Origin of the sequence: Aquirhabdus sp., from assembly GCF_046462495.1 — a bacterium.
In the GTDB taxonomy this organism is placed as follows: Bacteria; Pseudomonadota; Gammaproteobacteria; order Pseudomonadales; family Moraxellaceae; genus Aquirhabdus.
Genome location: NZ_JBKGVE010000004.1, coordinates 34988 through 61740, shown reverse-complemented (window position 1 = coordinate 61740; position 26753 = coordinate 34988). Strand labels below are relative to the sequence as shown.

Genomic DNA, 26753 nt, shown 5'->3' with positions numbered 1-26753 from the left:
ATTCTATTAAGTGAGTTTTAGATCATGTTGAAAAAGATATTCATTGTTGGCCTTGCTTATGCGATGAGTCCCTTTGCAAATGCAGCGATTGTGAGCATGGAAGCTGTGCCTACGGCTTGGCGCTTACAGCAATATACTGGTGGTGATCTAGTGGCGTGGTTTACGCCTGCTACCTGTGCAAGTGGGCAAATAAAAATGCCGGCAGGTGAGGCACAACGGAATCGATTTTGGGCACTGATTTTAACTGCGAAAGCAACCAGCAATAAGGTCGTGATTGAATATGACAATGCGGCGTCATGTACGATTACTAGCTTTTCAATGAAAGAAAGTTGATTAAATGTTCAAACGATTTTTCAGTTTCCAACATGGGAGAGTTTTATGCGTCGCTTAAAATATATTATTGCTCTGGTTATGTTTGTATCAAGTGCTTCGGTACTTGCTGCCGGTTCGGTAACATACGACTATGATTCGTTAGGTCGTTTAGCTAAGGTTACTTACGCTAATGGTAATAGCGTGACTTACTCTTATGATGCAGCGGGTAATCGTACTCTGGTTGTCTCTGTCTCCAATGGTCAAACTGGAGGTGGGAATGGAGGTGCTGATTTCGCATCTTGGCTGATTCCAGTTTTAAGCGCTGTTCTTGATGAGGGTACGTCTTAATGGTTAATGAGACTAAATTAGATTGATTAATCATAAAAAAATTATAGAGCATCAACTTAAGATGAAAAAACAACTCCCTGTGAATCGCAATAATGAGCAGGGATTCACGTTGCTTGAACTCCTTGTCGTGCTCGTTATTATTGGACTATTGGCAGGGATTGTTGGTCCACGACTGTTTAAAAATGTCAGTAAGTCAGAAGTCACAACCGCGAAAGCCCAAATCGATTCTTTGGGAAAAGCAATCGATCAATATCGTCTGGATGTCGGTCGTTATCCATCCACACAGGAAGGATTGGGAGTATTAGTCACCACCAATAGCGATCCGAATTGGCATGGACCATATCTTAAGAAAGCAGTGCCCCAGGATCCCTGGAATATGCCTTACCAGTATAAAAATCCTGGAGAGCATAATCGTGAGGACTATGATCTTTACTCATTTGGTGCAGATAAGACATTAGGTGGAGATAAGGAAAACGCAGACCTTGGGAATTGGTAAACGACGATGGCCAATTTTAAGGTACGCGGGCTGACTCATCAGGGGGCATTGCAAGAACAAGTTCTCGTTGCGGCGACAATAGAAGAAGCACGCCAGTTTGCAACACGATCAGGTATCGAAGTACTGGATATTAAATCAGTAGGCATTCCCAGAACTTTTTTAGTGTCTAAACCGCATTTTAATCTGGCATTGTTTGCGTATGAGTTGGTGGCACTTTTGCGTGCAGGGCTTTCTTTAATTGAAACGCTTGAAACACTGACCGAGCGACAACAAAATGTTCAGCAGAATCATTTCATTTTATCAGAGTTAGTCCGACACATGCGGGAGGGAAAATCATTCTCTTCTGCATTGAAGTCATTTCCTGCTGTTTTTCCAATCCTATTTATCGCATCAATCGCGGCAAGCGAATCAACTGGGGATATGGTTGATGCATTACAGCGTTATTTACGTTATCACGAACAGATGAATGTCATTCGTCAAAAGATAATTAGCGCATCTATTTACCCCGCTTTATTACTTTGTGTTGGCTTCGCCGTCGGTCTTTTCTTATTGTGTTTTTTAGTCCCACGCTTTAGTCATGTTTACCAAGGACTAGATACCAAACTCCCACTTGCATCTCGACTTTTAATGGAGTGGGGATTGTTTGCAAGTGAACATGTTGCTTTGATTACCACTGTCGTTGTTGCATCGATGTTCGGTCTTTTTATGGCATTAAGGCAACCTGTGACCAAGCGATTCTTTATACTTGTTTTACAAGAGAATCGTTGGGTGGGGTCACAGTTCCGCTTATTACAACTTTCCCGTTTTTATCGATCATTAGGACTGCTGCTCAGTGGAGGGATTCCTATTGTCAAAGCGTTACAAATGACGCAAGGCTTATTGTCAATTAATTTGCAATTCGGCATTGCTCAGGCGATTCAAGAGGTGCAACAGGGTAAAGGCTTGGCGGATAGTTTACATCGCGTGAATATGACAACGCCTGTTGCATTACGTCTATTGGGCGCTGGGGAGCGCAATGGTCAAATGGCAGATATGCTTGAACAAATCGCAGCTTTCCATGATAAGGAGGTGACAGCGTGGGTGGATCGCTTTACACGCTTATTTGAGCCATTGCTCATGCTGTTTATTGGCCTCGTGATCGGTGGAATCGTCATCATGCTGTATCTACCGATCTTTGAGCTTGCTGGGAGTGTGGGATGAGTCAAATGGTATCCTTAAATCCTGCACTCATTGATGAGGTCAAGCGTTCTGCTGCTGAACAGGGCGAATCGGTGCTTGTGAGTTTGCAGCGTATAACAAAAACGCCTTTGGATGAGTTGTTACAACGCGTCGCAGAATATACCGAAACGCAGATGTTTAGTCTTGTCGAACTGGAAACGATGACGCCAGATTTTTCAGTGCTCACGTATACTGATTGTTTACAACGAGAATGCATTGTTTTTGAGGATGCTCTACAGCATAAATTCTTTATCAGTGGAAATCCGTTTGATCGATCCCTGTATACATGGGCCAGTTATCGAATATCTGGATATTTTCAGTTCGCATTTACCCACCCCATTGAATTGAAGACGATTCTTTCTCGTCTAGAAAGTCATCAGCAAGTGATTCCCCAACTGATTCGTCTTGAGCAGATGAATCAGTCCAGTACAGGAGTCGAAGAAATCTCGCTGGCATCAATCGCCAATGATGCCAGCCAAATTGTGCGCTTGGTGAACTCTACGCTCTACGATGCTCAGAAAGGCGGGGCCAGCGATATTCACTTTGAAAATACGATTCATGGATTGATCATTAAATATCGCATTGATGGCGTATTGTCGGTTGCTCGTCAATTGTTGGATCTAGCACTCACGGAACAAGTGATTTCGCGTATCAAAGTCATGGCGGAATTAGATATCGGAGAAAAAAGAATTCCGCAAGATGGAAGGTTTTCGGTGGCGATGAATGCCCGTGAGATCGACTTTCGCGTATCCATTATGCCAGGGTTATTTGGTGAAGATGCAGTCTTGCGTATTTTGGACAAACAGTCACTGACCAGTGAACTGAGTCAGCTTAGTCTTGACTTACTCGGAATTGATAAAGAAACGCGTGACACCATTCGTATGCTTGCCAACCAACCCTATGGCATGTTGTTGGTCACAGGACCGACAGGATCTGGCAAAACCACATCTTTGTATGCCACGCTCAGTGAAATCAATTATGGCAATGACAAGATTATTACCATTGAGGATCCAGTCGAATATCAGTTGCCTGGCATCCTACAAATTCCCGTGAATGAGAAGAAAGGGCTGACATTTGCTCGCGGATTACGCTCAATTTTACGTCATGACCCTGATCGAATTTTGGTTGGGGAAATTCGTGATAAAGAGACCGCAGAAATTGCAGTGCAAGCCGCACTAACGGGGCATTTGGTCTATACCACAGTGCATGCAAACAATGTATTTGATGTGCTCAGTCGCTTCCACCATATGGGGGTGGATACGTATAGTTTTGTGACGGCATTGAATGGCGTGGTTGCCCAGCGATTGGTACGTCTGATTTGCACGCACTGTGCTGAGCCTTTTGAGCCGGATGATGAATTATTAAAAATTTCGGGGATTCATCGTGCTTCAGTGATGGGTTATGAATTGAAGTTTGGCCGAGGGTGTGTCCATTGCCGGGGAACAGGTTACAAGGGAAGACGAGCATTAGCTGAGGTGCTTATTTTAAGTGATCATCTGCGTGAGCTCATCATGCAGCAGACCCCTATCTCCAAGTTAAAAGAAACTGCACGGCAATCAGGCATGCGATTTATGCGTGAACAAGCTTTGGATGCCGTGAAAAATGGTCAAACCACATTACAGGAAATCAATCGTGTTACCTTTGTGGAATAGTGCGCGAGCCCGGATTTATTTAGCAGAAGATCATGTCCTGATTTGTTTGCTCAATGGCCATCGAAAGCCGCAAGTGCAGGAGAAAATTTATGTTGCCTATGAAAAAGGTCAGTTACTGGGAGCCTTTCCAATTGTCGATCAATGGCTATCTGAGCAGAAGAAAAAATTAACCCTAGAGTGGGTCCTTGGTGGTGCGTTGACGCGTCATATTGTTTTGCCGTGGAGTGAACAAGTGATCCATGCTGAGTTTCGTCAGACTTTGGCGGATGCTCTTTTAACTCGGCAGTTTCAGTTAGAGAGCCAGTATTACGAAGTTCGGTTTGCCCATGCATCCTATGGACAGCCACTATTGGCGACTTTTGTTGAGAAGGAGCTTCTTCAGGCGATATTGAATCTTGCACAAAAAAATCAATGTGTTGTGAAAAGTATTGAACCTTTATCAAGTCTGGTTTGGGATAGATTTTTAAAAGTGCTTGAAAAAGAAGAAAGTTATTTATTGATTATTGAACAACAACGAATATCAATTATCCATAATCATTACGGTCACATTTCAGATATTGAATTAAAGCCTTTTGATGGAACTTATAATTTTACTAAAGAGCCAGCCACTATTTTAGGCAAACCTATTCGTATGTTTAACCCTAACCCTTTTGAAGCTATCGGGCTTACATCAGATCAACAATTATGGCTAGAGAGTGGTAAGGGTTTTTCCATAGAGGATGATTGTGCGTATTCATATGCGTTATGTGGTGTGTTCTAAATGACAAAATTAGCAATGAATTTCGCCCCTCGTTCATTTTGGTTTCGCCCTGCGATTGGATTGTTGGTGATGGGAATGTTCGTTAGTTTATATGCACTATGGGATAGAGATGCATTACTTGGACAAAGAGACACCTTATGGTCGCAATGGTCGCAGCTGCAAAATGTACAGGATCATTGGGAGAAACAACATGTCAAACCTCAGAAAATACAAACTGAGGACCCCAAAGTTACTGCACTTGTTCAGCAAATATCTTTAGACCTTAATCGTCCGTGGGGATTGATGCTAGATTCTATTCAGGTAGCCAAGGGAACAGAATTATTCATCGTCAATATTCAATCGGAGTCGAACCCAAATTTCCTTCGAATCAATGGTCAAACCAATGATAGTCAAGCAGTGTTACGGTTTATTCAGCGATTAAAAACTGATCCATTGTGGCGTTCAGTCGAGCTTGTGAACGAGTCGCATCAGCCTGCCACGGCAACGACATCTCTGGATACGAAGGCGATGAGCTTTCAGCTTTTAGTCGAAAGGCGTGCTTTATGATGCAGTCGGTCAATTTCTCTAAACATTTCTCAAAGATGAAATGGCGATTAGCTCAATTATGGGCTCATTGGGGACTCTTAGATATATGCGCCATGGCATTGTTAATTTTTGGCATCGGTTTAATGCTGTGCGTGAATATGCCTTTAAAACGGGATGTCTCTCTCTTATCCCAGCAATTTGATGAGTTGAATGTAAAACAACAAAAAACTATGCCATTACAACCAATGAATCCTGTCCGCCCTAACACTCTTAGCCAAGCGTTTGTGGCGTTCTTTCCAGAAAGCAAAATGGATGAGTCTCATATCGTACTATTGCATAAGTTGGCGCATCAGAATGGATTGCTTTTTAATCAAATTGACTATCGTTATGAGCAGACAAAGCCTCCTTTACTAAAGCAATTGTCCCTACGTATCAACATGAAAGGATCGTATAAAGCTCAGCGAAAGTTTCTATTCGATGTGCTATCGGCACTACCAAATCTTGCGATTAACCGGATTTCTTTTAGCAGTGAATTAGCATCTCCAGAAAATACAACACTGATTACAGAGATGAGTATCTACTATCAGCCCAGTCTTCAAGATACTGCATCATGACCATCAATTTACCAAAACCTTTATGGGCCATGTTGCTTGTGACCGTAGCATTTTCTGCTATTGCATTGCTACAGCCTGAATCTATTGATGAGCACTCCCTAAACCTTCGTAGTCATCCATCAGTAATGGGAGAGCATCGTTTATTGGCATCTGAAGCCACTGAGACCACGCCATTATGGATCCGTCAGCCACAGCCTTCATCAATCATTATTAATCCCCCGATTAAGCACCAAGTTGTCATCGCTAGAAAACCAGTAGTTTTGCCACCTGTCCAACCTCAGAGACCCACAGCACCAACGCCACAATTTACGTACTTAGGGCGGATCATTAAGGATAATCAGCTTTCTATATTTTTAGAAGCAAGTGCTGGGCCTATTGTGGTTAAGCTTGGAGATGTTATCGATGGTGATTGGCGAGTTGACAAAATCACCAGTAACAGCATTGATTTATATTATCTTCCTTTGCATGAAACGCGTCAGTTAGCCATTCAGTGATCAATCTATGAAAAGTAACCTATGAAAATAAATACGCTAAACCGAGCATTGATTTATATGGCTATGACCCTGCCTTTATGGAGTTGCTCTACCTATTGGTCTGGACAAAAAGCACATACATTAATTTCCCAAGGGAAAATCAGTGATGGTTTGAATATCTTGCAGGGATTAGCCAAAAAAGATCCAGAAGACTTTCGATTTGATTACATTAAAGAACGAGATATCGCTACGCAAGATTTGATGCAGAAAGCGCAGATGGCCCGAGCCCAAGGTAAGCCTGATGAGGCTCTCGCTTTTTACGAAGAGATTCTACGTTATGATCCGCAGCATAATGACGCAACACGGGGATTAATGCTCATTGATCGTGATAATCGCGAGGCTTACCAACTTGATCAAGCAAAAGAAGCTTTGAAGAAGGAAGATCAGCATACGGCCTCTAGGTTGCTGAAAGAGATTTTGGCCGAAAATCCAACGCAGATGGAAGCGTTGGCATTACAGCAGCCTATTGAGATTGCGCGTAACCGAGAGCTCGTAACAGAACCTGAGCTCAATTTAGCGTTGAAGAGACCTGTAACTTTGGCTTTTCGAGATGCCAATCTTCAGGCCGTTTTTGAAATATTGTCACAAACGTCAGGTATTAATTTTATCTTTGATAAAGATGTGAAAGCGGATTTAAAAACGACTATTTTTGCTCGGAATACGTCTGTTGAAGGCGCTCTGAATTTAATTTTGCGCACAAATAAATTAAATATGAAGGTATTAAATGACTCTACATTACTGATTTATCAGGATAGTGATGATAAGAAAAAACAATATGAAGACCTTGTCGTTCGTACGTTTTATCTAAAAAGCGCAGACCCAAAAAAAGTTCAAGAAATGGTTCGCTCTTTAGTCGCGCCTAAGTTTATGTACGTCGATGATAAGTTAAAGATGCTGACGATTCGAGACAATCTTAATGTGATTAATGCGGCTAAGAATCTTATTGATTCTTATGATTTAGCGGACCCAGAGGTCGTCTTAGAAGTAGAAGTGTTAGAGATTAATTCGGATGATTTATTGAATGTGGGGGTTCAGTATCCAGACCAAGTTCGTCTTGGATTACTGGGCGCTTCTGGACAAAGTGGTGGGGGAATGACGATTAATCAGGTCAGAAATCTTGATCGTAATAATTTTCAGTTGTTCTTCCCTGATCCCTTGGCAATACTGAATTTAAAGCAAACCAGCAGCCATACAAAGACATTAGCTACGCCACGCATCCGTGTCAGTAATCATGAGAAAGCCAAGATTCTTATCGGTGATAAAGTGCCGGTGATTACGACAACGGTGAATCAAACATCTAGCGCATCAACAGAGTCGATTAGTTATCTTGATGTTGGACTCAAGCTTGAAGTTGAACCGGAGATTCATGTCGATAACGACGTATCTATTGCGATCAACCTTGAGGTGAGTAATATTGCAAAAGAAATTAAATCGACAACGGGCCTTCTTGCCTATCAAATCGGAACACGTAACGCTAGTACGGTACTTCGGTTGCGAAATGGCGAAACGCAAGTATTGGCGGGTTTAATTAAGAGCAGTGAAACCGATAGTGGTGCACATATACCAGGCCTAGGTAAAATTCCAATCTTAGGTCGATTATTTTCCAATGATACCAACTCAAAAAGTCACTCAGAAATTGTATTGTTGATTACCCCTCATATCGTTCGAAATTTGGCAACCCCTGCTGCCCATATTGTCGAGTTTGCATCGGGCACCAGTGATAAAGCCTCAATTGCGCCACTGAGGCTAACGCCGACAGCAAAATATAGCCGAGTGGATAATCACATCGCTTCAGAGAATTCTAATCAACCTACTGAGGTTAGCAGTGGAAGCAACTCATTAAACAGTGCTATACCAATACCATCGTCTGCGGCGTCCTATCAGCCTATGCCGAGCAGCGTTCCTTTGAGACGATTTAGTTCTTCTCTGCCTGCCCCAGATCCACATGCATTGCCCCCAGCAAATCCGAGCCAATGATGAAATCACGTGGATTTACTTTAATTGAAATGCTTGTGACTGTATCGCTGGTTGCGATTTTAGCCTCTGTCATTGTGCCTATAACCCAGATGAGTATTCAGCGTGTTAAAGAGCAAGAGTTAAAGCGAGATTTACGTGAAATCAGATCGGCAATCGATGCCTATAAAGAGGCTGGTGATAATGGCCGAATCTATCGGACAGCGGATTCGACAGCCTATCCTGAATCACTCCAAACTCTCGTTAATGGCGTTGTCGATGTAAAAGATCCCAAAGGTCGTAAAATTTACTTTATGAGAAGAATTCCAATAGATCCAATGGCTGAAAGTAGTACGGTATCTCCAGAGTTAACGTGGGGTCTACGAGCGTATCGTAGTGAGCCAGATAATCCACAGGCTGGGGACGATGTTTATGATGTGCATTCATTAAGCGGAAGGTTGGGGCTCAATGGACGCCCCTATAAGGAGTGGTGATGTATAGAGTTCGCGGATTTACCATGATTGAACTGCTTGTCGTATTAGCGGTCATCGCGATGCTCTTAAGTATTGTTGCTCCTCGCTATATCCATCAAGCTGATCGTGCTAAAGAAGCTGCTTTAAAAGAGAATCTTTCGACGCTCCGAGTCGCTATCGATCAATATTATGGTGATAAAGGTACATATCCAGAAAGATTAGAGCAGTTAGTTCAGGCTCACTACTTAAGAAAAATTCCATTAGATCCAGTGAAGAATAGTGACTCTGCTTGGAGTTTAGTCCTTCAAGATGAAGAAGGGCATAAAGTGATTTATGATGTGAAAAGTACTGCTATAGGGAAAAGTTTAGATGGTAGTGTATATAGCTCATGGTAACGAATGAACAAAATCAAAAGGGAATTGCATATCTTTGGATGCTATTTCTTATTTTTTTGTTCGCATTAGGCTTAGGCAAAACATTAGAGGTTTATTCGACGATTCAGCAGCGAGAAAAAGAACAAGAATTGCTCTATGTCGGTAATCTTTATCGAGAAGCCATCAAGCAATACTATCTGAGCGGTCGTGACAATAAAGTTTATCCAAAGTCCCTTGATGACTTATTAAAAGATCCTAGGCATTTAGTGGTCAGAAGATATCTTAGAGAACTTTATCTGGATCCAATCACAAATCGACCTTTCATTGTTATTCTGGCACCTGAGGGTGGGATATGGGGAGTAAGAAGTAGCTCTTCGGTGCCTGTTATTAAGGTTTCAGGGTTTGGAGATAAATACCAGTCTTTTGAAAAAGCGAAAACGTATCAGGATTGGGATTTTATCTATTCCGGAGAAGAGTATTAGCACATATTTTATCTTCGAGTTTACCGCCCCCAATTCCCTATGCTACGATAGCAGGGTAAAATCACAACCGTATCAAATCATGTATTGCTGAATTGACAGTATCGCTTAAGGCATACCGTAAGACGCTGCAGGAGAGACTGGAGTCACCTGTGCATCATCCAGCGCCGAAGGAGCAACCACCCCGGAAACTCTCAGGCAAAAGGACTGTAGCGTCAATCTAAAATCTGGAGAGAGGTGCGTCAAAGCACCCACCGAAGGGGAAGGCATTAACCCAAGTGTTGATGTCGAAGCTCTCAGGTACCGTGACAGATGGGGTGATCCCGCCGATTTTTTCGGCTCGTACATCATTACCCATAGGTACAAACCTCATGACACATATCATTGTGATCGGCGCTGGCATTACGGGCGTCACCACTGCATATTCATTATCCCAATTGGGTTACCAAGTTACTGTTTTAGATCGTCATCTCTATCCTGCGATGGAAACTTCCTTTGCCAATGGTGGACAGCTGTCGGCCAGTAATGCCGAAGTGTGGAATAGCGAAGCGACGATTCTCAAAGGCTTGAAGTGGATGTTTAAAAGCGATGCCCCACTGCTTTTGAATCCAGCCCCTTCCATCCATAAATACTCATGGATGTTTGAGTTTGTGGCCAATATCCGCAACTATCGTGAAAACACCATCGATACCACTAAACTGGCGATCGAAGCGCGTAAGCATCTCTACGCGATGGCGGAAAAAGAAAACATCGATTTTGATCTTGAGCGCCGTGGCATCCTGCACTTTTACCATGATGCAGCGTCATTTGCGGCTGCGGGAAAGACCAATGATTTGTTGGTTGAAGGCGGGCTTGAGCGTTTTGCGGTCACCCCTGAAGAAATCAAAACCATTGAGCCGACGCTACAAGGCGAATATTACGGTGGTTACTTCACACCGTCTGATGCAACAGGCGACATTCATAAATTTACCCGCGGCTTAGCAGCAGCGTCTGAAAAATACGGCGTACGTTTTATTCAAGGCGTAGACGTACAAAGCATCAAGACCTCAGAATCAGGCGTCAAAATCCAGTACAAAACCATTGATACTGCGGATCTGTCTAAATCGCATGATGCCAGCACCGCTGAAATCAGTGGCGACGCATTGGTGGTCTGTGCAGGTGTGGGAAGCTACCACATCGCTAACTTACTGGGTGATCGCGTCAATATCTATCCAGTTAAAGGCTACTCCATCACCGTGTTTTTGGATGATGCCGAGAGTGTGGCCAATGCACCGTGGGTCAGCTTGCTCGATGAAAGAGCCAAAATCGTCACTAGCCGTTTAGGTGAAGGTCGCTTCCGTATCGCGGGCACAGCAGAGTTTAATGGCTATAACCGTGATATCCGTGCCGATCGTATTGAACCGTTGATTTCATGGACACGTCGTAACTTTAATGTGAATACTTCACGAGTAGTACCTTGGGCAGGTTTGCGTCCGATGATGCCGGATATGATGCCGCGTGTCGGTAAAGGCCGCGCTCCTCGTGTGTTCTATAACACGGGTCATGGTCACTTGGGCTGGACATTGTCTGCAGCAACCGCAGCGATCATCAGTCAGAATATTTTTGACACCTACCCCGTCAAATAATTATCAAAAAGCCGTCTTATGTAGACGGCTTTTTATTGGGTATTTCCGTTTTCAAATGCCTTGGTGATCTGTCTTTTTATGCGGTATTCTACGGACGAGGGGTGCTTCAATGACTCTCATTTTATTGGGCTTCTGATTCGAAACAGATGCTGGATACATCCATCACTTTAAGCACAACGTATTAGGGAATACAGATCAATGCTTTATTTTTCAAATAACGAAAATTTTTATCTGCGTGAGAATGCGTTGAACAGTGTTCCTTGTCATGCAATTGATAAATATAAGAAAAATATTGAAGAAATCAAGCAGCGTAAAGAATGGAAATCTAAAGGGACTGGCGCAATGTTTATGGGGCAAGCGACCATTGATCGCAATCCCGACGCGGCGCACATTTACCCAAGTGATGCGGTGTTTGCCGACCAGAATCAGATGATTTATGCCGCACGATTAGAGGATGGTACGGCGATCTATTCCAAATCGCTGCTTGATTTTCAAGAAGTCGAAGCTTTGGTATTGCGCAAAAAAGACTTTATCGTCCATAACATGGGCTATGAAAAAAACCGCAAACGACTTGTACTCTCTGCGAGTGTGTCTGGTGAATATGAACGGCATCTCAGTATTTTGGAAGTTGAGGGTAATCGCATTCAGTATGTGACAGAAGGCGACTGCCAAGATGCCAATCCGATATTTGATCCGCAGAATCCTGATCAGGTTTATTATGATTCATGTGGCTTTGCTTATGATCATCATCGACGGGTCATGATCGGGCCGAAAAAGATTTGTCTGCTGAATTTAAAAACGGGTGAACTGGATACCGTGATGGAACACCCTGATTTTGATTTTCTAAAGCCGCAAAAGGACGGTTTGGGCAATCTATATTTCTTGAAAAGACCGTATAAAAGCAAGAGTGATCCATTCTCGATACTTAAGGATTTGATCAGAGCACCCTTTAAACTGATTAAAGCGATTATCGGTTGGCTGGACTTTTTTACCCAGAATTATGCGGGCGAGTCGTTAAAAACAACCTCAGGAAGAAATCCTGCCAAAAATAAGCCGATCTCCGAAGAAGAGCTGTTTATCGAGGATAATTTGATCAATGTCGAAAAGACTCGGCGGCAAAATGCCAATATGGGGGAGAAATATCCCGGCATCATTCCCAAGAGCTGGGAGTTGGTTGTGAGAAGCCCCTCCGGAGAGCTCCGTACCATCAAAAAAGGGGTATTAAGCTACACAGTGCACGATGGCCAGATTCTTTACTCCAATGGTGAATTACTGGTTCAGATCGGATCGGATCAAAGCGAAACAAAGTTATTGGAAGGTAAGCTGATCACGAAAATTGCCCGCGCATAATGATTCCCCTTAAACTTATTCGCAAATGCTGCGGGTAAGTCTTATGGATCATTAGATTCGCCCTTTTAAAATGAAGGGAGGCCAAACGCAGAATTTTTTCTTAGCGCCTAAATCATCCCTTGCAAATAAGGCCATGGATAAATTCCGCGGTCATGCCCATCATCAAATACAATCTGTAGGCCATAACCATGCGCATGAATAGCGGTGATATAGCGCAAAGGCTCGATATCAATAGTCTCCCCCTGCAAACGCCGCGCTCGGCAAAAAGCACACAAACATGCGGCACGCAGCTTTCCGTGATTAAAGTCCTGCTGCTGACCATCTTCCCAAGTCAGGGTCAGTGTTCGGCGGTCAGGGTCATTAGCAATGGATGGTGGGATCATGATTGGGTCGATGCCTGAAGATTCAGTTGAGAGAGTGCGATGCGCACGGCTTTGCGCACTTCAGGATCGCTATCGTTGAGGGCTATCTCTAGGCCTGATTTGGCCTGCTCGTTGCCAATTTCACCCAGTGCCAGTGCGGCTTCTTTGCGTAAATTGCTGATACTGTGCTCAAGCGTTGTGAGCAGTGGAATTGTTGCTGCTTGTGCTTTGAGTTTGCCGAGACTACGGGCGGCATGGATGCGGACTTGCCAGTATTCGTCGTTTAAAGCGCTGATGAGCGCGTTTGTTGCACCCTCTAGCCGTAGCTTGCCGAGCGTATGTGCCGCTTCCTCACGCACTTGCCAGATGTCATCGCTTAATGCGTGTAGCAGTGCTGGTAGTACGCTGCTGTCTTGTGCATAGCCCAGCGCACCCGTGGCGATGCGACGGACTTCGGCATGTTCATCCTGATTAGCAATTTCAGCAAGACGGGGCAAGGCTTCATTGTGTTTAAGCCAGCCCAAGACACCGACAGCTTCACGCCGAACCGCAGGGCTAGGATGGGAGAGATTGTTCTGTGCGGTCGCAAAACTTTCAGGCAAACGTAGCTCACGCAAGGCCCGCAGTGCTGCGATACGGACATGCGTCTCCGCATGGCCTGCCCACGGTAAGATGATATGTCCAGAAGCATGCTGTTTAAACTCGCTTAAGCTCTGTGCGGCCAATTCGCGGACGGTTTCACTGTTATCGGTCAATGCATGGCATAGGGCTGAAACGACAGAATCGGTTTCCCATGCCGCAAGCAAACGCGCCGCTTCTTGGCGTACCTCAGAAGCACGGTCGTGGCGAAGTGCATGCAAATACCACGGGATGGTTTGTTCATCATCTAGTTCTGCAAGATCAAGCAGGGCAATACGCCGGATACCTGCATCCTCATCCGATAGACGCTGACGAATCTCTGCCAGTTCTTCATCGATCCAATCATCTTGTGGTTGATCGTGTAGTTGATCCAGTGGCTCGCTCATATCTATTTTTTCCAAAACGCTATACTAAAAAAGGTTCAAAACAATTTAAAAATCTTCAAACCGCGAAACGAATGTTGCGGCTATTTTTTGAGTTGAGTGGTGTGAGTCGTTCTAATTCAACGGGCGCACCATCGCCATGTTGATGACGCAGCAAGTGCAGGCAGTGGCGTTTTAGCTGCATAAACTCAGGCGTTGTGACCAGATCGGTACGCCGTGGACGCTCAAAATCCAGCACTAACTCCTCAATAATGCGTCCGGGCCGTGGGCTCATGACCAAAATACGATCTGCAAGGAAGAGTGCTTCATCGATATCGTGGGTAATAAACAGCACCGTGGTGCGGATTCGTGTCCAGACATCCAGTAATAACTCTTGCATCATCAGCCGTGTTTGGGCATCCAAGGCGCCAAAGGGCTCATCCATCAGCAATACTTTAGGGTGATTGATCAGCACACGTGCGATCTCAACGCGCTGTTGCATGCCGCCTGAGAGCGCAGCGGGATAGCTGTTTTCAAATCCAGCTAGACCGACCAATGACAGCAATTTACGCGCTTCTTCCAGACGTTTTTCACGCGGAATCCCTTTCATTTTCAAACCAAAGGCGACGTTCTCCAGTACTTTTTTCCAAGGGAATAAGGTGTGGTGTTGAAAGACCAGTCCACGATCAGGATGCGGGGTAGTGACCGCTTTGCCATCGACATGCAGACGTCCTTGGCTGGGTTGGAGATGACCTGCCAGTGCGCCAAGCAAGGTCGATTTTCCGCAACCGGACGGGCCGATGATGCAGACAAATTCGCCGGGCTTGATGGTAAAAGACACATCTTGTAAGGCTTCAAAACGTTGATCACCCTGCCCAAGATGGATATGAAGCTGTTCGATATCGATTTGCCCTTGAAGCGCATCACTCATGGTGGACTCCTAGATGGTTCTTATGCGTTTTTTTGAGGAACAACATGCCATGGCATGAGCTTGTGACCAATCTTCTTGATCAAGACACTACTGCCCATACCGAGCACGCCAATGAGCAACATGCCGACCACGATGTCAGGATAGTTTTGCAAGGTGTACGACTCCCACGTGTAGTAGCCAATGCCGAATTGCCCTGAGATCATCTCTGCGGTGACCAGACAAAACCAGCAGGTGCCCATGCCGATCGACAGACCGGTGATAATGCTGGGTGCGGCAGCAGGGAAAATGACCTCACGGAAGATTGCTATACGCTTCCCCCCGAGACTGCGTGCCGATGCAATCAGACGTGGATCTACGCCTTCTACCCCATGAATGGTATTGAGCAGAATTGGAAAAAGCGCGCCAGTAAAGGTAATAAAGATCATCGAGAACTCGCCTGATGGAAACATCAGGATCGCCAGCGGAATCCATGCGACTGCGGGAATTGGGCGAATGATCTCAAGTGGCGGCAATAAAGTATTTGCCGCAAATCGAGATCGTCCGATGAGCAGACCCAGTCCCACACCCAGAATGCTGGCCACCAGAAATCCCGCGAAGACTCGATACAGGCTTGCACTGACATGTGACCACAATTTTGGGGATTGGGTCAGGTTCCATGCCGCACTGATTACATCTGCAGGTGATGGCACATTGGCAAAGGTGATGATGCCTAAGTTCAGGTGATGCTTTACGGCAAAGTACCAGAACAGCAGACAGGCCAAGACGGAAGCGGTTCGGAGCAGCAAACCGCCGATCTGGATTTTCTTAAGGCTAAAGTGCGTAACGCTGTGCGTACTGATCGCAACACTCATGGCGATGATCCTGGATGATTCTGTTTTTGGTCTTGAAGAGAGATAACCCTGCTTTCCCAACGGCTCACTCATCTGACGAGTCGCTGAAAAAATAGGGTGTCTAGATCAAGGGTTACTTTGTTTGAGCAGCATTAAAGTCCACTACACTGCCGCCATTTGCTTTTACCCAGTCTTCCGCTTGTCCTTTTAAGAGGAAGGCATTCAATTGACCTTTTGCATCACGGGCATACCAGGCTTGATCGGCCAATAACTTGATGCCGCTATTGCGATCTTGGGCATAGACCACGCGCACTTTTTTGCCTGTCGCTGTCAGTTTCTTCAAGTCTACAAATGCGGATTCTGGGGCGGCGTAGCTACGGAGTTGCGGTTCACCCTGCACCCAAATCTGGGTGACACGTTTGAAGTCTGTAATGGCTTTGCCCGTGGTTGGATCTTTGGCTTTCAGTGGCAACTTGCTGTAGTTTTTGAGCGCAGCGTCATAATCCAGATTTGATGCTTTGAAGGCATCACGTAGATAGTGGTCATCAATGAAGCTGTTTACATCCAGATCGACATCGGTTTTTTTGAGCAGTTTCAACGTTTCAATTGAGGTTTTCAGTGCCTGACGGTATTCCGGCTTCCACGTGAAATCGCGTGTTTGCAGGCCCAGCGGACCGTGGAACAGATAGACTACTTCTGGTTCAATGCCGGTGGTTTTTGCAATGAGCTCGCTGTACTTTTCAGGTTCTGCACTGATCAGGCGATTGGCTTCAATGGCGGCGCGTAAGTAAGCAACGACAATTTCAGGATACTTCTGGGCGAATTCGCCAGTCACTAGACTGCCGTGAAAGGTAGGTGCGTTGGATTGTGAGCCATCATAAATTTTGCGGGCAAAGCCACGGTAAGGAAACAGATCTGCAAACGGCACAAAGTCGGCGTGCGCATCGATTTTTCCACTTTGCAGCGCTGAGCCTGCGATTTCAGGCGCTTGGGTGATGACTTGTACATCACGCTCAGCATCCCAGCCTTGCGCTTTGATGGCCCGCAGCAATAAGCCATGAGCGGTTGAGGCAAAGGGTACGGAAATGGTTTTGCCTTTTAAGTCCTTGAAGGATTGTACACTTGAATCTTTAGGCACGACGATGCCATTGCCACTGCCGATAGTGCTACCGGATAACACGCTGAGAAAAATACTCTTTTTCCCGGCTTTTTCAAATGCAGCACCATTGAGAGATCCGGGAAAATCTGCCATCGCGCCAAAATCCAGACGACCTGCGACCATCTCATTGGTTAGCGGCGCGCCTGAAGTGAAGTTCTTCCACTCGATGTCGTATTGCACGTTTTTGTATTTGCCATCATGCGGCAGATATTTTTCGAGTAAATGCAGCTCACGAATGAGCAAGCCACCCGTTGCACAGTTGATGGTGGTGTCTTGGGTGCCGATGGCGACACGAATGGTTTCGGCTTGAGCACTTGAGATGCCCGTTGCCAATAAGACGCCTAATGCCAGTTGATACAGTTTCATGATTTCCCCCAGTTTTAATTGGTATCGGTTAAATATATAAAACGCTTTTAAAAACAGTTATTTCAATAAATATGGAATATTGACGCGTACTGCATCCGTCGGACAGTCGGTCTCACAGGGCATGCAGTACCAGCATTCATCGAATTGCATAAAGGCTTTTTGCTTGACTGGATCGATGACCAGCAAATCCATGGGACAGACATCGACACAGACGGTGCAGCCTTTATGGGCGATACATTTATCTTCATCAATCAGTACTGGTGCGCTGGATCGTTGATGGATATCGTGTGGTATAAAGTTCATTTCATTTCTCTTTTAAAATAAGGTCGATTTTTAGCGCAGTACTTAAGCACTCTCCAATTCGTCGGCAGCAACACGCATCTTTTGATAAGCCTGCTTTTCATCGCTATCGATCTTGATCAGATAGGGTTCAACCGGTTTCTTGAAGCTGACCATTTGCCCCTGCTCGTTTTTCTTGAGGTGTGCATGGCAGAACCAGTCGGCATCATTACGCTTAGGGTAATCAGCACGGTAGTGATATAAGCCCCAGCGGCTTTCGGTACGAAACAGAGAGGCCCGCGCTGCCATTTCGGCACAATCCCGAATCACAGACACTTCGGCGGCACGCATTAATTCATGTGGGTTTTCAGCACACAGGTATTGCAGGTCTTCGGCGATTTCTTCAAAGCGCTGTAACCCGATCTCCATTTTTTTGGTGACTTTGGGCGGCTGTAAATAGTCGTTCACCATACGGCGCAGTTTGTATTCGACCTGAGCGGGAGACAGACCTTGCTTGCGATGTAGTGGTGCATAGACCCGTGCACGCTCCTGCTCGATCTGTGCGGTATCAAGCGCGGTGAATTCACGATCTGCGATGTACTGCGCAGCATTGACCCCTGCAAACCAGCCGTAGGTAAATGCTCCCAACATGTAGTTGTGTGGTACGGCTGCCATATCTCCTGCGGAGTACAGGCCTTTGACCGAGGTTTCGGCGCGTTCATTGACCCAGACGCCAGAGGCGCTATGACCACTACAAAAGCCAATCTCAGAAATATGCATCTCGACCATATCCTGCCGATAATTGGTATGGCGCCCTTCATGAAAGCGTCCACGGCTGGGGCGTTCATTGGTGTGCAGGATGGTTTCGATGGTCTGGATGGTTTCTTCTGCCAAATGATCCAGCTTGAGAAAGACTGGGCCATTGCCCCCTTCGAGTTCCTGATAGAACTCCCACATCATCTGACCACTCCAGTAGTCGCACTCGATGAAGCGCTGCCCTTTGTTGTTGGCGGTATAGCCACCGAGGGGCCCTGTGACGTAGGCACAGGCCGGTCCGTTGTAGTCTTTGATCAGGGGGTTGATCTGGAAGCATTCGAGGTTAGAAAGTTCGGCACCAGCGTGATAGGCCATCGCGTAGCCATCTCCGGCATTGGTTGGGTTTTCATAAGTACCCATGAGATAACCGGAGGCGGGTAAGCCCAAACGCCCTGCTGCGCCACAGCTTAAAACCACAGCCTTAGCGCGAATGACATAGAAGTCCGCGGTACGACAATCAAAGCCCATCACGCCATTAACTGCACCCGTACTGTCGGTGAGCAGGCGGGTGGTGACAATGCGATTGCTGATGGCGATGCGTGCCCGTTTAAGCTGGCGATAAAGTACTTTCTTGATGTCATGACCTTCCGGCATCGGCAGCACGTAGGAGCCCATGTGATGGACTTTCTTAACGGCATAATCACCAGTTTCGTCTTTCTCAAACTTCACCCCCCAACGATCAAGCTGTTCGATGGTGGTAAAGCTGTGTTTGGCATAGGCGTAGACCGTGGCTTGATTGACGATGCCATCATTGGCGACGGTGATTTCCTTGGTGTATTGCTCGGGTGTGGCATGACCCGGGATGATGGCGTTGTTTAATCCATCCATACCCATGGAGATAGCGCCGCTTCTTTTCACATTGGCTTTATCGATGAGCAAGATCCGTAAGTTTGGATTGGCTTCTTTGGCTTTGATTGCGGCCATCGGTCCTGCCGTACCACCACCCACGACGACGATGTCATACTCTAATTCATGGGTTTTGATTGCATTATTGGTCATGAGTTGTCTCGGCATGCGCGGTCGGAGTGGCGGGTGGATTAGCTTGGCGGTCAACACGTAAGCGGTACTGGAAGGCATCGCCACGGAAATAGAGATATTCGAAGTCGATGGGTTGCCCCTTGGCATCGTGGGTGAGGCGTTCGATGCGCAGAATCGGTGATCCTTCTTCGATGCCGAGCGCACTATTCAAGTCTTCATCGGCCAGAACGGCGTCGATACTGAGATCCGCATGGCCCAGCGCGATCCCGCAGTCGTTTTCGAGAATAATGAAGATGTCACGGGTGATCAGATCCGCTTTTTGCAGTTGCTTACCGATTTCTTCGGGGACGTAGGTTACTTCTAGCGACACCGGTTCGCGGTTGAGCAAACGCACGCGTTTGATTTCTGTGACGATGCGGCCTTCAGGGATTTGTAGTCTTGCCGCAACGTGTGATGTTGCCGGCACAAACCTAAAACTTTGCAATTTATTGAGAATTTCATAGCCCATGCTGGACATGGCTTCCGCAAAGCCTTGCAGGCGACTGACATTTTGAAAGGCTTTAGGTTTGGCCACAAACGTGCCTTTGCCATGAATCTTAAAGATCAGCCCTTCCTTTTGCAGATCACCGAGCGCCTGACGTACGGTAATGCGACTGACTTGAAAGCGGTTGCAGAGCTCATTTTCAGAAGGCATCTGACTTAAGGGCGGATAACTGCCATCAAGAATCTGCGCGCGCAGCTCCGCACGGAGCTGGGCATAGAGCGATGCGGAATTCTGAGGCTTTAATTTGATCAGGGGGGTGTCCATAGCGATTTTCAATCTTGTTATAACAAGTTAAAAAACAGTCTATGTGGATCGTCTGAAATAATGAAATAACAAGTTTAAATATCGATAACCAATTTAATGATTTAGGAGCAACTGGTTAACAACTGAAAATTTTTTATTGATATGAATGAGCATATTAAAAGAACGAGGCCATAAAAAAGCGGCTAACAATAGCCGCTTTGTTTAAATCATCAGCGCTTAGGATGATTTGGTAAACAGCTTAAGTGCAAAGAAATAAACCGCCAAAACGATCAATGCACCAACGACGGAACCAATGAAGCCTGCGACTTGACCGTCGTGATACCAGCCCAGTGACGCACCAACGAAGCTGGCCACATAGGAACCCACGATACCCAAAACGATGGTCAGAATAATTCCGGCTTTTTGGCTGCCAGGATAGATCGCGCGTGCCAGTAGACCAATGATAAAACCGATAACGATCGTATAAATAATGCCATGCCCTTCCATTTTAGTTCTCCTGATATGAGTTTTGACACATTGTTAGGAAGCATTGTTTTTAAAACGTATAGCATGCAGCGCAGATCATGCGCTGTTGATCATTACATTAGCGTGTTATTGCAGATGGATAAGTATTATTTTTGCAAATGAATAGTCAGAAAACTGCATTGATTCATCAGGCTAAAAAGATTCTACACTTAGGCAAGCGCAGTGAGAATTTTCTGATGCAATCCACCAAAACCACCATTTGACATGATCACAACCACATCACCAGCGGTTGCCTCTGCCGTAATACGCTGAATAATGCTGTCCAGATCATTGGCAACTTGGGCCACATTGGGTGCGGCATCGACCACCGGCTGTAGATCCCAGTCGAGTCCAGCAGGTTGATACCAAATGACCTGATCAGCCATACGTGCGGATTCCGCCAATTGGGATTTGAAATTCCCCATGCGCATGGTGTTTGAACGAGGCTCGATGATTGCCCATAGACGACGGTTGCCGATTTTTTTGCGGATGCCATCTAAGGTTGTTTCTATCGCGGTAGGATGATGCGCAAAGTCATCATACACATCGATACCGCGCACAGTACCGAGCAGTTCCATACGACGCTTCACCCCGCCAAAGTTGGATAAGGCGAGGCTGGCTGTGGCGGGATCAATGTCGATATGATGTGCAGCGGCAATTGCGGCGATGCCGTTAGCGACGCTATGTAAACCGGTCATGGACCATGTGACGTTACCGACTTTTTGACCCTGATAATGCACATCAAACGCACTGCCATCCTCAGACAGAAGGATCGCTTGCCATTCAACCTGCGGATCTGGATTTGCAGCCGAAGTGGATTGAATCGCGGTTTTGGTCACTGGCGTCCAGCAGCCCATGGCAAGGACATCATCCAGTGCCGGGATGCCTTGTGGCAAAATAATCTGTCCGCTTTGCGGAATGGTACGTACGAGGTGATGGAACTGCTTTTGAATCGCAGCCAGATCATCAAAGATGTCGGCATGATCAAATTCCAGATTATTCAAAATCACGGTGCGTGGGTGATAGTGGACAAATTTGGAGCGCTTATCAAAAAATGCGGAGTCGTATTCATCCGCTTCCACCACAAAATAATTTTTTGCCTGATCTTTACCGCCACCCACCCGTGCACTTTGACTAAAACCCAGCGGCACGCCGCCAATCAAGAAGCCGGGGTTAAGTCCTGCTTGCTCCAAGATCCAAGCCAGCATGGTGGTGGTGGTGGTCTTACCGTGGGTTCCAGCGACAGCCAGTACATGACGATTAGGCAGCACATGATCTGCAAGGAAAGCGGGACCTGAGGTATACGCAAGGCCAGCATCTAGCATGTACTCCACCGCAGGGATACCCCGCTTGAGTGCATTGCCGACGATCACTAGATCGGGGTGCGGTTGCAAATGACTCGCTTCATAGCCTTGCATCAGGGCGATGCCTGCATTTTCGAGCTGAGTGGACATTGGCGGATAGACATTTTGGTCCGATCCTGTCACGGTATGGCCTAGCTCGCGCGCGAGCAATGCCAATGATCCCATGAATGTGCCACAGATACCCAAAATATGCAGATGCATAACCGCTCCTCTATATGCCGTTCTTTGCGCCTATTCAGTGACTATTGGTGGAATGCTTCGTGTCATTCTCGGTCCTTAAGTCATTGGATAAAACTGATGAATTTAATTGGACAGCACGATAGCAAGACATGCTGCTAAAAGATACTATTTCACTGTAGATGTTCTCGCCAGTTACGCCAAATCGATGCAATTTTAGATGTTATTCACCCGTTGAGTTTGTGCCATGTTGAGTGTTTTTTTCCAGCAACCATATGCCCCTTTTTTATTGCTTATCCTCTCAAATGTATTTATGACCATGGCGTGGTATGGGCATCTCAAGTTCTTGCATGGCGCGCCGTGGTGGCAGGCGGTACTTATGGGCTGGGGCTTGGCTTTTTTTGAATATCTGTTCATGGTTCCTGCTAATCGCCTGCTTGAGGCGCGTGGTTTTACACTGGGTCAGATGAAAATCAGCCAAGAGGTCATCACGCTATTGGTCTTTGTGCCGTTTATGCTGCTGCTCTTTAAACAGCCCTTTCGTTTAGATTATTTGTGGGCGGCTTTGTGTTTATTTGGAGCTGTATTCTTTGTCTTTCGCAGTGCCTAACGGGTGAAAACGTACTGAATATTGTCTAAATCATAAAAAAACTGTCAAAAAATAGGCTAAATGTCACCTAATGCTTGGTTCATAGCGTTAAATACGTCAAACTACGCGGTCTATTTTTCAAGTCTATTTGCACGATAAAACGCCATGACTCACGCTGATCCTGTTTCAACAAAGCCGTCTTCGACTACTGCGCCTGTGGTCGGAATCATTATGGGTTCACAGTCGGATTGGGCGACCCTTGAGCACACGGCGGTGATGCTGACGCAATTGGGTGTGGTCTTTGAAACAGAGGTGGTCTCTGCGCATCGCACGCCAGATCGCTTATTTGATTACGCCGAAACCGCACGTGAACGCGGTATTCAAGTCATTATCGCTGGTGCAGGCGGTGCGGCGCATTTGCCGGGCATGTGTGCTGCAAAGACCGACTTACCAGTATTGGGTGTACCAGTGCAGTCTTCGATTTTAAACGGGGTTGATTCGTTGCTGTCCATTGTACAAATGCCTGCGGGGATCGCGGTTGGGACGCTGGCGATTGGTAAAGCTGGCGCGACTAATGCGGGGCTACTAGCCGCACAGATCATCGGCCTCAGTGATGCCAAAGTGGCTGCAGCTGTGGCGGCGTTCCGTATTCAGCAGACTGAAAAAGTGCGCGCCAATCCTATACCAGGACAAGTCGGTTAAGCGTTTATCGGTGCGTAACGATCCGTTTTAAATAATTTTTATGATTTTAACAGTGTCATGCTGAAGATGGGTTATTTGAGTTTATGAGTAAAGTTCAAGTCGAAAACATTGGAATTTTTGGGGGCGGTCAGCTGGGACGTATGCTGGCTCAGGCAGCGCTGCCTTTAAATCTCACCTGCACCTTCTATGAAGCGGGAGCTGATTGCCCTTCCAAGGATTTAGGCGCGGTGTTTGATTCGACACAAGCCAATGCACTGCAAGATTTTATCGACAGTGCTGATGTCTTTACGCTTGAGTTTGAAAATACATCACTTACGGATGCGGATACTCTACTCACGCAAAAAGCGCTCTACCCGCCTCGTGTGGCGTTGGCCACTGCGCAAAATCGTTTGTCTGAAAAAGCGCTTTTTGATCAGTTGGCTATCCCTGTCGCGCCTTATCAACGTGTTGAGTCAGAGGCAGATTTGCGTCAGGCGGCAGCCAGCATGGGTTTACCTTTAGTCGTGAAAACGGCGTCTGGTGGTTATGATGGCAAAGGGCAATTCGTGGTTCGCGAGGAAGCCCAAATCAGTCAGGCATGGCAAGAGTTGGGTGCGGCAAAACTCCTGATAGCCGAAGCCTTTGTGCCTTTTGTCCGTGAAGTGTCGATTATTGCGGTACGCGGACAAGATGGCGAAGTACGCACTTGGCCCTTGACTGAAAACCATCACCATCATGGTATTTTGTCGCATTCAATCGTGCCTGCACCGAACAGCACGGATTTACAACCGATTGCACAAGACTATATCACCCGTCTATTGAATCATTTGAACTACGTCGGCGTGCTGACTTTAGAGTTATTTGTGACCCCAGAAGGCTTGTTTGCCAATGAAATGGCACCACGCGTCCATAACTCCGGTCACTGGAGTATTGAGGGCGCGGTCTGTTCACAGTTTGAAAATCATATGCGTGCAGTTGCCGGACTACCACTCGGTTCAACCGAATTGATTAGCCCTTGCATGATGGTCAATATCATCGGTCAGCATCCGGCGCGGGATGCGGTGTTGAAGTTGGCGGGTGCGCATTTGCATTTTTATGGTAAAGAAGAACGTGTGGGTCGTAAGCTCGGTCATGTGACCCTGATCCCAACACAAGGCAATACACTAGAAGCATTGAGTAGCGCACTGGCTAATATTTTGCCTGAGCCTTTAGCGCTTAAAGGTTAATACCATAACGTGCGTATAAAAAAAGCCACTCATCAGAGTGGCTTTTTTATGGCATGAATCAAAGCAGAGGGATTATGCTGCTGGTTTGATGGATGGCAATTTTGCAATCAGTTCGTTTACGAAAGTTTTCAAGCTGCTGTTTGCTTGAAGTGTTTCAAAGTTTTCGATCACTGCAGTACGTAGCAGTGCATAGTCATGCTTCAGCGCCTCATAACCACCAGTTTGCACTTCTTTGATCAACGCAGTTGCTTCAGCGCTGATTTCTGAGAATGATTTTTCAGTGTGGATGGTGGTTTGTAATTGAGCGATGAGGCTTTTTACTTTTTCAACGATGGTGCTTGATTCGGTTTGAACCAAGTCAGTCACTTTGTTGACCAAGTCTGTTGCAGAAGCGGTGACATCATCAGCCAATTTCTCAGCTTTTTCGGTCAGACTCTCAACGAGGCTTTCAGCCTTCGCGACTTCTTTTTCAACAGTTTCAGTAATCACTTCTTTTACGGTTGTTTCGGTTGCAGCTTTTGGTGCAGCAGCTTTTCTCGTAGGCATGATGAACTCCGGCGTGGTGATAAAAAAAACTTATGTATTATTAATTTTTAAAGCATCATTCATAGACAATTCGTTGCTTATATTTTAAGCAGGTCATGAATTTTTGATATATGCAAAGAGTACGCCATATCTAAAAATTCTTAATCTGCTCAATGAGTCTCAGAGTCAGTTTTGCAGTTGGATTGCAGATTATTGATGCATGACACATCAAACCACAGTCCAGAAAAACTTCAACGAAGACTTTTTGCTAACTAAAGCAAAAAATTCGTTGATCACGACGCGTTATGCCACGTACGTCATGAAAAAATCTGAAAAAAAAGCACTCATTCAAAAAATAGTTACAGACAAAGTAGGGTCATATTGAATAACATCGTCATGCGCTGTGACTTGAAATACGGCACTCTGACGATATGCTTTAATTTAGTGCGTTGTGATGTTATCCAATGTATAACCTGTTGATTCACCGCTTTGTCTGACATTAAGTCAGCTTGGCGAAGATTTACGATGAACGGTCATGGGACAATCGCCCTTTATGATCCATATGAAACCCAATTAATTTAGATGAATGGAATACTGATATGAGTCGTTTTATCCCTGTTGCACTTGCCGTGCTGTTGACTGGAGGTGCTTTGTCTCCGGTATTGCTCGCGCACGCTGCTGATCCAGCCGCAAAAAAATCCTCTGTAAAATCAGCAGGTGTCACTGCAACAAGTTCTGATAATCAAAAAGTGGGCTATAGCTTTGGTTATTTGATGGGGAAAGGAAATTCAGAAGCGGTCAATGATTTAGATATTGAAAAATTCTTTGCGGGTTTCCGTGATGGCTATGGCAACAAGCCAAGCGCCCTCACAGAAGATGAAATGCGCAAAACATTGATGGCCTATAAAGAAAAGCGTGATGCTGAGGCGATGAAAGAAATTCAAAAGCTGGGTAGCGAAAATGCAGCAAAAGGTGCAGCATTTCTGGCTGAAAATGGCAAGAAAGCTGGCGTAAAAACCACAGCCAGTGGCTTACAGTATGAAGTGATCAAAGAAGGCACTGGCGCCCAGCCGACTGCGGATGACCAAGTGCAAGTGCATTACGAAGGTAAAATGCTGGATGGAACTGTATTTGACAGTTCAATCGCACGCGGTCAACCGGTGACTTTCCCACTGACTGGTGTCATCCCAGGCTGGACCGAAGGTCTGCAATTGATGAAAGAAGGTGCTAAATACCGCTTCTACATCCCTTCTAAACTGGCTTATGGCGAAACAGGTGCAAGCACCATTCCACCAAACAGTGTATTGACCTTTGATGTTGAGTTAATCAAAGTTATTAAGGCTGGCAGTGATAAAGCGGCAGCCGCTCCTGCGGACAAAAAATAAGTCAAAAGATATCAGTCTTTAAGACCTGATCGTATTAAAAAAGCCGTTGAGTTAAGCAAC

The 26753-nt window shown here is 45.9% G+C and carries 31 protein-coding genes and 1 riboswitch; of the genes, 19 read left to right on the top strand and 12 right to left on the bottom strand.

Annotation, left to right across the window (positions count from 1 at the left end; all coding sequences use genetic code 11):
* The first annotated feature begins 24 nt into the window (after positions 1 to 24).
* From ACLHG7_RS03850 to ACLHG7_RS03790, 13 genes are all read left to right on the top strand, one after another.
* Positions 25 to 333, top strand: coding sequence for a hypothetical protein (locus ACLHG7_RS03850; protein ID WP_410209744.1), 309 nt, complete (start codon positions 25 to 27; stop codon positions 331 to 333).
* Positions 334 to 411: 78 nt separating this feature from the next.
* Positions 412 to 660, top strand: a complete 249-nt coding sequence (locus ACLHG7_RS03845) for an RHS repeat domain-containing protein (protein WP_410209743.1) — start codon at positions 412 to 414, stop codon at positions 658 to 660.
* Between the two features lie 61 nt (positions 661 to 721).
* Complete coding sequence (gspG, locus tag ACLHG7_RS03840) at positions 722 to 1156, top strand: type II secretion system major pseudopilin GspG (protein ID WP_410209742.1); 435 nt, start codon at positions 722 to 724, stop codon at positions 1154 to 1156.
* Between the two features lie 6 nt (positions 1157 to 1162).
* Positions 1163 to 2356, top strand: coding sequence for a type II secretion system F family protein (locus tag ACLHG7_RS03835; protein ID WP_410209741.1), 1194 nt, complete (start codon positions 1163 to 1165; stop codon positions 2354 to 2356).
* The gene (locus ACLHG7_RS03830) at positions 2353 to 4026 is read left to right on the top strand and encodes a GspE/PulE family protein (RefSeq protein WP_410209740.1); all 1674 of its coding nucleotides are present in this window, start codon (positions 2353 to 2355) and stop codon (positions 4024 to 4026) included. Before ACLHG7_RS03835 ends, ACLHG7_RS03830 begins: the two co-directional genes overlap by 4 nt.
* Entirely contained in the window at positions 4007 to 4786 is a 780-nt protein-coding gene (locus ACLHG7_RS03825) for a hypothetical protein (RefSeq protein WP_410209739.1), read from the top strand. Before ACLHG7_RS03830 ends, ACLHG7_RS03825 begins: the two co-directional genes overlap by 20 nt.
* Entirely contained in the window at positions 4787 to 5332 is a 546-nt protein-coding gene (locus ACLHG7_RS03820; protein ID WP_410209738.1) for a hypothetical protein, read from the top strand.
* A complete protein-coding gene (locus ACLHG7_RS03815) occupies positions 5329 to 5925 on the top strand; it encodes a hypothetical protein (RefSeq protein ID WP_410209737.1) in 597 nt (198 codons plus the stop codon). Before ACLHG7_RS03820 ends, ACLHG7_RS03815 begins: the two co-directional genes overlap by 4 nt.
* Positions 5922 to 6419, top strand: a complete 498-nt coding sequence (locus ACLHG7_RS03810) for a hypothetical protein (RefSeq protein WP_410209736.1) — start codon at positions 5922 to 5924, stop codon at positions 6417 to 6419. The genes ACLHG7_RS03815 and ACLHG7_RS03810 overlap by 4 nt, the downstream gene beginning before the upstream one ends.
* 21 nt (positions 6420 to 6440) lie before the next feature.
* Complete coding sequence (locus tag ACLHG7_RS03805; RefSeq protein WP_410209735.1) at positions 6441 to 8435, top strand: secretin and TonB N-terminal domain-containing protein; 1995 nt, start codon at positions 6441 to 6443, stop codon at positions 8433 to 8435.
* Positions 8435 to 8905 carry a type II secretion system protein gene (locus tag ACLHG7_RS03800; RefSeq protein ID WP_410209734.1) on the top strand — a complete coding sequence of 157 codons (471 nt, stop codon included), beginning with the start codon at positions 8435 to 8437 and terminating at the stop codon, positions 8903 to 8905. The genes ACLHG7_RS03805 and ACLHG7_RS03800 overlap by 1 nt, the downstream gene beginning before the upstream one ends.
* Positions 8905 to 9279, top strand: coding sequence for a type II secretion system protein (locus tag ACLHG7_RS03795; RefSeq protein WP_410209733.1), 375 nt, complete (start codon positions 8905 to 8907; stop codon positions 9277 to 9279). The genes ACLHG7_RS03800 and ACLHG7_RS03795 overlap by 1 nt, the downstream gene beginning before the upstream one ends.
* Complete coding sequence (locus tag ACLHG7_RS03790) at positions 9273 to 9740, top strand: hypothetical protein (protein ID WP_410209732.1); 468 nt, start codon at positions 9273 to 9275, stop codon at positions 9738 to 9740. Before ACLHG7_RS03795 ends, ACLHG7_RS03790 begins: the two co-directional genes overlap by 7 nt.
* Positions 9741 to 9858: 118 nt before the next feature.
* Positions 9859 to 9957, top strand: a riboswitch (glycine riboswitch).
* Here the strand turns inward: ACLHG7_RS03790 and ACLHG7_RS03785 are convergent.
* Positions 9958 to 10110, bottom strand: a complete 153-nt coding sequence (locus tag ACLHG7_RS03785) for a hypothetical protein (protein WP_162818275.1) — start codon at positions 10108 to 10110, stop codon at positions 9958 to 9960. It abuts the riboswitch before it with no gap.
* On the opposite strand from ACLHG7_RS03785, the gene ACLHG7_RS03780 reads away from it, so the two are divergent.
* The gene (locus tag ACLHG7_RS03780) at positions 10109 to 11362 is read left to right on the top strand and encodes a D-amino acid dehydrogenase (protein WP_410209731.1); all 1254 of its coding nucleotides are present in this window, start codon (positions 10109 to 10111) and stop codon (positions 11360 to 11362) included. The genes ACLHG7_RS03785 and ACLHG7_RS03780 overlap by 2 nt on opposite strands.
* A gap of 198 nt (positions 11363 to 11560) precedes the next feature.
* On the top strand, positions 11561 to 12712 hold the full coding sequence (locus ACLHG7_RS03775; protein WP_410209730.1) for a hypothetical protein: 1152 nt from the start codon (positions 11561 to 11563) through the stop codon (positions 12710 to 12712).
* A 107-nt stretch (positions 12713 to 12819) separates the two neighbouring features.
* Here ACLHG7_RS03775 and ACLHG7_RS03770 read toward each other — a convergent pair whose 3' ends face one another.
* The 10 genes from ACLHG7_RS03770 to mpl form a co-directional block, all read right to left on the bottom strand.
* Positions 12820 to 13095: a DUF971 domain-containing protein gene (locus tag ACLHG7_RS03770; RefSeq protein WP_410209729.1), complete on the bottom strand. Its 276-nt coding sequence runs from the start codon at positions 13093 to 13095 to the stop codon at positions 12820 to 12822.
* The gene (locus ACLHG7_RS03765) at positions 13092 to 14099 is read right to left on the bottom strand and encodes a HEAT repeat domain-containing protein (protein ID WP_410209728.1); all 1008 of its coding nucleotides are present in this window, start codon (positions 14097 to 14099) and stop codon (positions 13092 to 13094) included. Before ACLHG7_RS03765 ends, ACLHG7_RS03770 begins: the two co-directional genes overlap by 4 nt.
* Positions 14100 to 14154: 55 nt before the next feature.
* Positions 14155 to 15006, bottom strand: a complete 852-nt coding sequence (locus tag ACLHG7_RS03760) for an ABC transporter ATP-binding protein (protein ID WP_410209727.1) — start codon at positions 15004 to 15006, stop codon at positions 14155 to 14157.
* Positions 15007 to 15026: 20 nt separating this feature from the next.
* Positions 15027 to 15929: an ABC transporter permease gene (locus ACLHG7_RS03755; protein WP_410209726.1), complete on the bottom strand. Its 903-nt coding sequence runs from the start codon at positions 15927 to 15929 to the stop codon at positions 15027 to 15029.
* Between the two features lie 40 nt (positions 15930 to 15969).
* On the bottom strand, positions 15970 to 17361 hold the full coding sequence (locus ACLHG7_RS03750; RefSeq protein WP_410209725.1) for an ABC transporter substrate-binding protein: 1392 nt from the start codon (positions 17359 to 17361) through the stop codon (positions 15970 to 15972).
* A 57-nt stretch (positions 17362 to 17418) separates the two neighbouring features.
* A complete protein-coding gene (locus ACLHG7_RS03745; protein WP_410209724.1) occupies positions 17419 to 17664 on the bottom strand; it encodes a ferredoxin family protein in 246 nt (81 codons plus the stop codon).
* Positions 17665 to 17706: 42 nt separating this feature from the next.
* The gene (locus ACLHG7_RS03740; RefSeq protein WP_410210376.1) at positions 17707 to 19440 is read right to left on the bottom strand and encodes a fumarate reductase/succinate dehydrogenase flavoprotein subunit; all 1734 of its coding nucleotides are present in this window, start codon (positions 19438 to 19440) and stop codon (positions 17707 to 17709) included.
* Between the two features lie 4 nt (positions 19441 to 19444).
* Positions 19445 to 20242, bottom strand: coding sequence for a GntR family transcriptional regulator (locus tag ACLHG7_RS03735; protein WP_410209723.1), 798 nt, complete (start codon positions 20240 to 20242; stop codon positions 19445 to 19447).
* A 216-nt stretch (positions 20243 to 20458) separates the two neighbouring features.
* Positions 20459 to 20728, bottom strand: a complete 270-nt coding sequence (locus tag ACLHG7_RS03730) for a GlsB/YeaQ/YmgE family stress response membrane protein (protein WP_410209722.1) — start codon at positions 20726 to 20728, stop codon at positions 20459 to 20461.
* A 188-nt stretch (positions 20729 to 20916) separates the two neighbouring features.
* A complete protein-coding gene (gene mpl, locus ACLHG7_RS03725; protein ID WP_410209721.1) occupies positions 20917 to 22311 on the bottom strand; it encodes a UDP-N-acetylmuramate:L-alanyl-gamma-D-glutamyl-meso-diaminopimelate ligase in 1395 nt (464 codons plus the stop codon).
* 223 nt (positions 22312 to 22534) lie between these two features.
* Here mpl and ACLHG7_RS03720 point away from each other — a divergent pair, with 223 nt between their 5' ends.
* The 3 genes from ACLHG7_RS03720 to ACLHG7_RS03710 all read left to right on the top strand — a co-directional run bounded on the left by ACLHG7_RS03720 (position 22535) and on the right by ACLHG7_RS03710 (position 24783).
* A complete protein-coding gene (locus ACLHG7_RS03720) occupies positions 22535 to 22897 on the top strand; it encodes a DMT family protein (protein WP_410209720.1) in 363 nt (120 codons plus the stop codon).
* A gap of 144 nt (positions 22898 to 23041) precedes the next feature.
* Positions 23042 to 23578, top strand: a complete 537-nt coding sequence (gene purE, locus ACLHG7_RS03715) for a 5-(carboxyamino)imidazole ribonucleotide mutase (RefSeq protein ID WP_410209719.1) — start codon at positions 23042 to 23044, stop codon at positions 23576 to 23578.
* Between the two features lie 83 nt (positions 23579 to 23661).
* Positions 23662 to 24783 carry a 5-(carboxyamino)imidazole ribonucleotide synthase gene (locus ACLHG7_RS03710; protein WP_410209718.1) on the top strand — a complete coding sequence of 374 codons (1122 nt, stop codon included), beginning with the start codon at positions 23662 to 23664 and terminating at the stop codon, positions 24781 to 24783.
* Between the two features lie 72 nt (positions 24784 to 24855).
* Here the strand turns inward: ACLHG7_RS03710 and ACLHG7_RS03705 are convergent, their stop codons facing one another.
* Positions 24856 to 25329 (bottom strand): hypothetical protein, encoded by a 474-nt coding sequence (locus tag ACLHG7_RS03705; protein ID WP_410209717.1) that lies wholly within the window; start codon positions 25327 to 25329, stop codon positions 24856 to 24858.
* Between the two features lie 578 nt (positions 25330 to 25907).
* Between ACLHG7_RS03705 and ACLHG7_RS03700 the strand changes: the two genes are divergently transcribed.
* Positions 25908 to 26693 carry an FKBP-type peptidyl-prolyl cis-trans isomerase gene (locus ACLHG7_RS03700; protein ID WP_114900436.1) on the top strand — a complete coding sequence of 262 codons (786 nt, stop codon included), beginning with the start codon at positions 25908 to 25910 and terminating at the stop codon, positions 26691 to 26693.
* Positions 26694 to 26753: the final 60 nt, after the last annotated feature.

Coding starts and splice junctions, on each gene's coding strand:
- ACLHG7_RS03705 (WP_410209717.1), bottom strand. CDS start 25,329: ATGCCTACGAGAAAAGCTGCTGCACCAAAAGCTGCAACCGAAACAACC.
- ACLHG7_RS03795 (WP_410209733.1), top strand. CDS start 8,905: ATGTATAGAGTTCGCGGATTTACCATGATTGAACTGCTTGTCGTATTA.
- ACLHG7_RS03710 (WP_410209718.1), top strand. CDS start 23,662: ATGAGTAAAGTTCAAGTCGAAAACATTGGAATTTTTGGGGGCGGTCAG.
- ACLHG7_RS03745 (WP_410209724.1), bottom strand. CDS start 17,664: ATGAACTTTATACCACACGATATCCATCAACGATCCAGCGCACCAGTA.
- ACLHG7_RS03765 (WP_410209728.1), bottom strand. CDS start 14,099: ATGAGCGAGCCACTGGATCAACTACACGATCAACCACAAGATGATTGG.
- ACLHG7_RS03785 (WP_162818275.1), bottom strand. CDS start 10,110: ATGAGGTTTGTACCTATGGGTAATGATGTACGAGCCGAAAAAATCGGC.
- ACLHG7_RS03830 (WP_410209740.1), top strand. CDS start 2,353: ATGAGTCAAATGGTATCCTTAAATCCTGCACTCATTGATGAGGTCAAG.
- ACLHG7_RS03700 (WP_114900436.1), top strand. CDS start 25,908: ATGAGTCGTTTTATCCCTGTTGCACTTGCCGTGCTGTTGACTGGAGGT.
- ACLHG7_RS03815 (WP_410209737.1), top strand. CDS start 5,329: ATGATGCAGTCGGTCAATTTCTCTAAACATTTCTCAAAGATGAAATGG.
- ACLHG7_RS03805 (WP_410209735.1), top strand. CDS start 6,441: ATGAAAATAAATACGCTAAACCGAGCATTGATTTATATGGCTATGACC.
- ACLHG7_RS03790 (WP_410209732.1), top strand. CDS start 9,273: ATGGTAACGAATGAACAAAATCAAAAGGGAATTGCATATCTTTGGATG.
- ACLHG7_RS03735 (WP_410209723.1), bottom strand. CDS start 20,242: ATGGACACCCCCCTGATCAAATTAAAGCCTCAGAATTCCGCATCGCTC.
- ACLHG7_RS03770 (WP_410209729.1), bottom strand. CDS start 13,095: ATGATCCCACCATCCATTGCTAATGACCCTGACCGCCGAACACTGACC.
- ACLHG7_RS03760 (WP_410209727.1), bottom strand. CDS start 15,006: ATGAGTGATGCGCTTCAAGGGCAAATCGATATCGAACAGCTTCATATC.
- ACLHG7_RS03800 (WP_410209734.1), top strand. CDS start 8,435: ATGAAATCACGTGGATTTACTTTAATTGAAATGCTTGTGACTGTATCG.
- ACLHG7_RS03835 (WP_410209741.1), top strand. CDS start 1,163: ATGGCCAATTTTAAGGTACGCGGGCTGACTCATCAGGGGGCATTGCAA.
- ACLHG7_RS03780 (WP_410209731.1), top strand. CDS start 10,109: ATGACACATATCATTGTGATCGGCGCTGGCATTACGGGCGTCACCACT.
- gspG (WP_410209742.1), top strand. CDS start 722: ATGAAAAAACAACTCCCTGTGAATCGCAATAATGAGCAGGGATTCACG.
- ACLHG7_RS03730 (WP_410209722.1), bottom strand. CDS start 20,728: ATGGAAGGGCATGGCATTATTTATACGATCGTTATCGGTTTTATCATT.
- ACLHG7_RS03755 (WP_410209726.1), bottom strand. CDS start 15,929: ATGAGTGAGCCGTTGGGAAAGCAGGGTTATCTCTCTTCAAGACCAAAA.
- ACLHG7_RS03810 (WP_410209736.1), top strand. CDS start 5,922: ATGACCATCAATTTACCAAAACCTTTATGGGCCATGTTGCTTGTGACC.
- ACLHG7_RS03775 (WP_410209730.1), top strand. CDS start 11,561: ATGCTTTATTTTTCAAATAACGAAAATTTTTATCTGCGTGAGAATGCG.
- ACLHG7_RS03845 (WP_410209743.1), top strand. CDS start 412: ATGTTTGTATCAAGTGCTTCGGTACTTGCTGCCGGTTCGGTAACATAC.
- ACLHG7_RS03720 (WP_410209720.1), top strand. CDS start 22,535: ATGTTGAGTGTTTTTTTCCAGCAACCATATGCCCCTTTTTTATTGCTT.
- mpl (WP_410209721.1), bottom strand. CDS start 22,311: ATGCATCTGCATATTTTGGGTATCTGTGGCACATTCATGGGATCATTG.
- ACLHG7_RS03850 (WP_410209744.1), top strand. CDS start 25: ATGTTGAAAAAGATATTCATTGTTGGCCTTGCTTATGCGATGAGTCCC.
- purE (WP_410209719.1), top strand. CDS start 23,042: ATGACTCACGCTGATCCTGTTTCAACAAAGCCGTCTTCGACTACTGCG.
- ACLHG7_RS03820 (WP_410209738.1), top strand. CDS start 4,787: ATGACAAAATTAGCAATGAATTTCGCCCCTCGTTCATTTTGGTTTCGC.
- ACLHG7_RS03750 (WP_410209725.1), bottom strand. CDS start 17,361: ATGAAACTGTATCAACTGGCATTAGGCGTCTTATTGGCAACGGGCATC.